At 52.8% G+C, this 3,461-nt stretch carries 5 protein-coding genes; 4 read left to right on the top strand and 1 reads right to left on the bottom strand.

The genetic code is table 11. From position 1 onward, the window contains the following. From LAO76_27850 to LAO76_27835, 4 genes are all read left to right on the top strand, one after another. Positions 1 to 184: transposase (locus LAO76_27850; protein ID MBZ5494754.1), on the top strand; the 184-nt coding region annotated here is incomplete at its 5' end. A gap of 189 nt (positions 185 to 373) precedes the next feature. Continuing rightward, positions 374 to 718: a sulfurtransferase gene (locus LAO76_27845; protein MBZ5494753.1), complete on the top strand. Its 345-nt coding sequence runs from the start codon at positions 374 to 376 to the stop codon at positions 716 to 718. A gap of 198 nt (positions 719 to 916) precedes the next feature. Next, a complete protein-coding gene (locus LAO76_27840; protein ID MBZ5494752.1) occupies positions 917 to 1,630 on the top strand; it encodes a metal-dependent hydrolase in 714 nt (237 codons plus the stop codon). 64 nt (positions 1,631 to 1,694) lie between these two features. After that, the gene (locus LAO76_27835; GenBank protein MBZ5494751.1) at positions 1,695 to 2,327 is read left to right on the top strand and encodes an O-methyltransferase; all 633 of its coding nucleotides are present in this window, start codon (positions 1,695 to 1,697) and stop codon (positions 2,325 to 2,327) included. Between the two features lie 44 nt (positions 2,328 to 2,371). On the opposite strand, the gene LAO76_27830 is transcribed toward LAO76_27835, so the two are convergent. Next, on the bottom strand, positions 2,372 to 3,286 hold the full coding sequence (locus tag LAO76_27830; GenBank protein MBZ5494750.1) for a hypothetical protein: 915 nt from the start codon (positions 3,284 to 3,286) through the stop codon (positions 2,372 to 2,374). Positions 3,287 to 3,461: the final 175 nt, after the last annotated feature.

The raw sequence follows: 3,461 nt of genomic DNA, 5'->3' as shown, positions 1-3,461 counted from the left end.
TTATTCGCCAGACCTCAATCCCATCGAAAAATGCTGGGCCAAGATCAAACTGATCCTACGAACCCTGAAGGCACGCACGGCTGAAGCACTGGACCCGGCCATCACTGAGGCTATTGCCGCTATCACTTCACAGGATGCCATGGGCTGGATACAGTATTGTGGATATCAGCACACTAAATGCTAAAACTGCATAAGCAACGCAGGCCTGTGGCTCCTCGTCCGCGATTCCGGCTGTTGCGCCGAGATTTGTTACTGGCTCCCTTGATCCGAGATCAAGAGGTAAGCTGGGCCGACAAGACGGTTACAAATGGCGAAGGCTTGGTCGGCCTAGCGGCCAGTAGCTAGAAGCTAGTAGCTGTTTTAGAATTTCTCCATGCCCCTACCCGAATACAAACAACTGGTAGACGAAGCGAAGCGCGAGATCAAGGAAATCAATCCCGCCGAACTGAAGCGTATGCAAGAACAAAAGCAGAACTTCACGCTCATCGACGTTCGTGAGCCGGACGAGGTGGCTGAAGGCGCGATTGCCGGAGCGAAACCGCTGCCGCGCGGCCAGCTTGAGCATAAGATCGATACCATTACCACGGACAAAAATGAGCCGATCGTTTGCTACTGCGGCGGTGGGGGACGTTCCGCCCTGGCCGCGCAGTCACTGAAGAAGATGGGCTTCAAGAATGTAATGTCACTGGCTGGAGGGTATAAAGGGTGGAAGAAATAGCTCTTAGCGCCGGTTTCTGGTACTTAGTATTTGGTATTTGGCTAAATCTTTCGCGCAATCACAATTGATTTGAGGCATCATATTCATTTGCAATCGATTCATAATTTAGGTGCTAATCGGCTCAACAGGTCACCAAATACCAAGTACTAAATACCAATTACCAAAGCAAAATTCTTTATTATCCAAAAAGGAACGCTCATGAACCTAAACGGAATCAAAATTACATGGCTCGGACACGCGACGTTTCTGGTGGTAACGCCCGGCGGAAAAACGCTGATTCTCGATCCCTGGATCACCGGCAATCCCGCTACGCCCGCCGACAAAAAGAAAATCGAGAAGCTTGATTATATGCTGATCTCGCATGGACACAGCGACCATTTTGGCGATGCCGTGGAGCTGGCAAAGAAACACAATCCAAAAATTGCCGGAATGTATGAGCTGTGCACGTTTTTGCAGAAGAAGGGCGCCAAGCAGATTGCGCCTATGAACAAAGGCGGCACACAGCAGCTAAGCGACCTGAAAGTCACCCTGGTGAATGCCCACCACTCAAACACGATTGACGATGATGGAAATTCCGTGCCGGGCGGCGAGCCGTGCGGCTTTGTGATTGAGTTTGAAAACGGCCTCAAGCTGTATCACGCAGGCGATACATGCGTCTTTGGCGACATGGCGATTATCCGAGAGCTGTATGCGCCTGATCTGTGCATGCTGCCAATCGGGGATCTTTTTACCATGGGCCCACGCGAAGCTGCTTATGCGTGCACTCTGCTCAAACCCAAGGCCGTGATCCCGATGCACTATGCCACTTTTCCTGTGCTCACCGGTACGCCTGAGACTTTCGATAAAGAGTTAAAAGCGCGCGGTGTTAAGACTGAGCTGATCACGATGAAGCCGGGACAGACGATTTCATAGAGATCGCGGAGCGCATTGGAATGGAGGCGTAGCAGGCTGCGTCTCAACGTTGAGGAGCTTCGCCATGCCGGGAATCACCGAATCCGCAGTCGATGAGTACCTGCTATCCATCCTCCCGCCGCGCGATTCTGTCTTGCAGGAGATGGAAGCGGAGGCTGCCAAGCGCGATATCCCAATCGTGGGCCCGGCGGTTGGACGCGTGCTTTATCAATATGCTCGGCTGATCAACGCCAAAAAAGTTTTTGAACTAGGCTCCGCGATCGGATACTCCACCCTCTGGTTTGCCAGGGCGGTAGGCGAGGGCGGGGAAGTCTTCTATACAGACAGCGACCCTAAAAATGCCGATGAAGCCAGCGGTTACTTTCGCCGGGCGGGTGTGGCGGAAAGAATCCACATGGGCGTGGGCGACGCGCTGGAGCAACTCGCGCAACGGCAGCGGGAGTTCGACATCATTTTCAATGACGTCGATAAAGAGTATTATCCGCGCGTGCTGGATCTGGCGCCGAACCATCTGCGCCGCGGCGGCTTGTTTATTACCGATAACGTCCTCTGGTATGGGCGGGTGACGGAAGCGGAATCGAAAGACAAAGATACCCGTGCCATTCAGGAATTTAACCAGCGCCTGTACGCGATGAAGGATTTCTTCACCACGATCCTGCCATTGAGAGATGGATTAGCAGTAGCGGTGAAGGCTTGACGGGCTGCCAATTTACCGACAAATATTTTTACGGGCAAGTCCTTTTACGGACAGGTTAAGGGACCAAACGCCGTCGCGCCGCGCGTCAGCGTCTTCGTGTTCGGATAGCTGAACGCGCTGTTGATGGCCGTTGAGGTTGATTTCTGCTCAAACCATTGCAGCAGCGCTTCTGTCTGCGGATGGTACGTCATGCCGGAGACGTGCGCAGGGAAGCTCGGATTCGTAAGCACCTCAACCGGGTCGCCGGTTTCAAGATTGTCCTGGCAGGTGCCGGGTTCACCGGGGAACTGCCATGCTGGAACCTGATTGTTGACGAACGGATCATTGAGCGACTCTGAGATCTCATGGCTGAGCGCAGTCACGTCCTGGAAACCCATGAAAATGCCGGGAGAGATCCAGCTGGCAAAGGCAAAAATCCAGCGCGATTCCTTGGGGACTCTGGAGTCTGTAAAGAACGTGTGGAAGCCCAGGGTACAGCAGCTTCCCACACCGCCTTCAGCATTGAGCGAAAAGAGAAAGGTATTGGGAAGAAGCGCAATGTTCAGCGCACCTGTGGTAAAGCGCCCTGTTTTGATTTCATTCGCCACGATGTTGAAAATCTGCTGGTTGAAAAATTGATCGAGAAGGAAGACCGCGGTGCGGCCGTCGCTGGTTTTTTCAGTGAAATAAGTCTGTACCTGTGTGCTGAAGCCGTTCACATTTACAGTCATGAATCGCGGTACGGTGATGGTAATGCTATGCACAACAGCAGCCGGATGCAGGTTGGTATGCCAGCCCCCTTTCATCTTGTGGAAAAATTCGGCGCGCTGGACAGCGTCACCAAACTGGATGCCCGCGCCAGTGGAATAATTAGCCGCCTGAAAATTGGGCGAGTTGAGAACCGGCGTCAAGAATGGCGCAACTGAAACATTGGTGAAGGTGACCAGGTTCGCGTTTTGCAACCTGAGTGAAACGGCCACAATGTGTGCAGGTATGGTAGCTGAAGCGCCATCCCATCTATAACAACGACGGCGATGTCAAGGGCAAACGAAGGCGTCGACGCCCTCGGGTTAGGAGAAGCGCCATTTCGCTCTCGATGAAATTCTTCCAACTATTCACGAAACCAAGACCCGTACTCTTTCATAATCACTGGTG

This window comes from Terriglobia bacterium, from assembly GCA_020072645.1.
Taxonomy (GTDB): domain Bacteria; phylum Acidobacteriota; class Terriglobia; order Terriglobales; family Acidobacteriaceae; genus Angelobacter.
The sequence above is the reverse complement of the archived record's forward strand: the minus strand, read 5'-3'. Positions and strand labels throughout refer to the sequence as shown.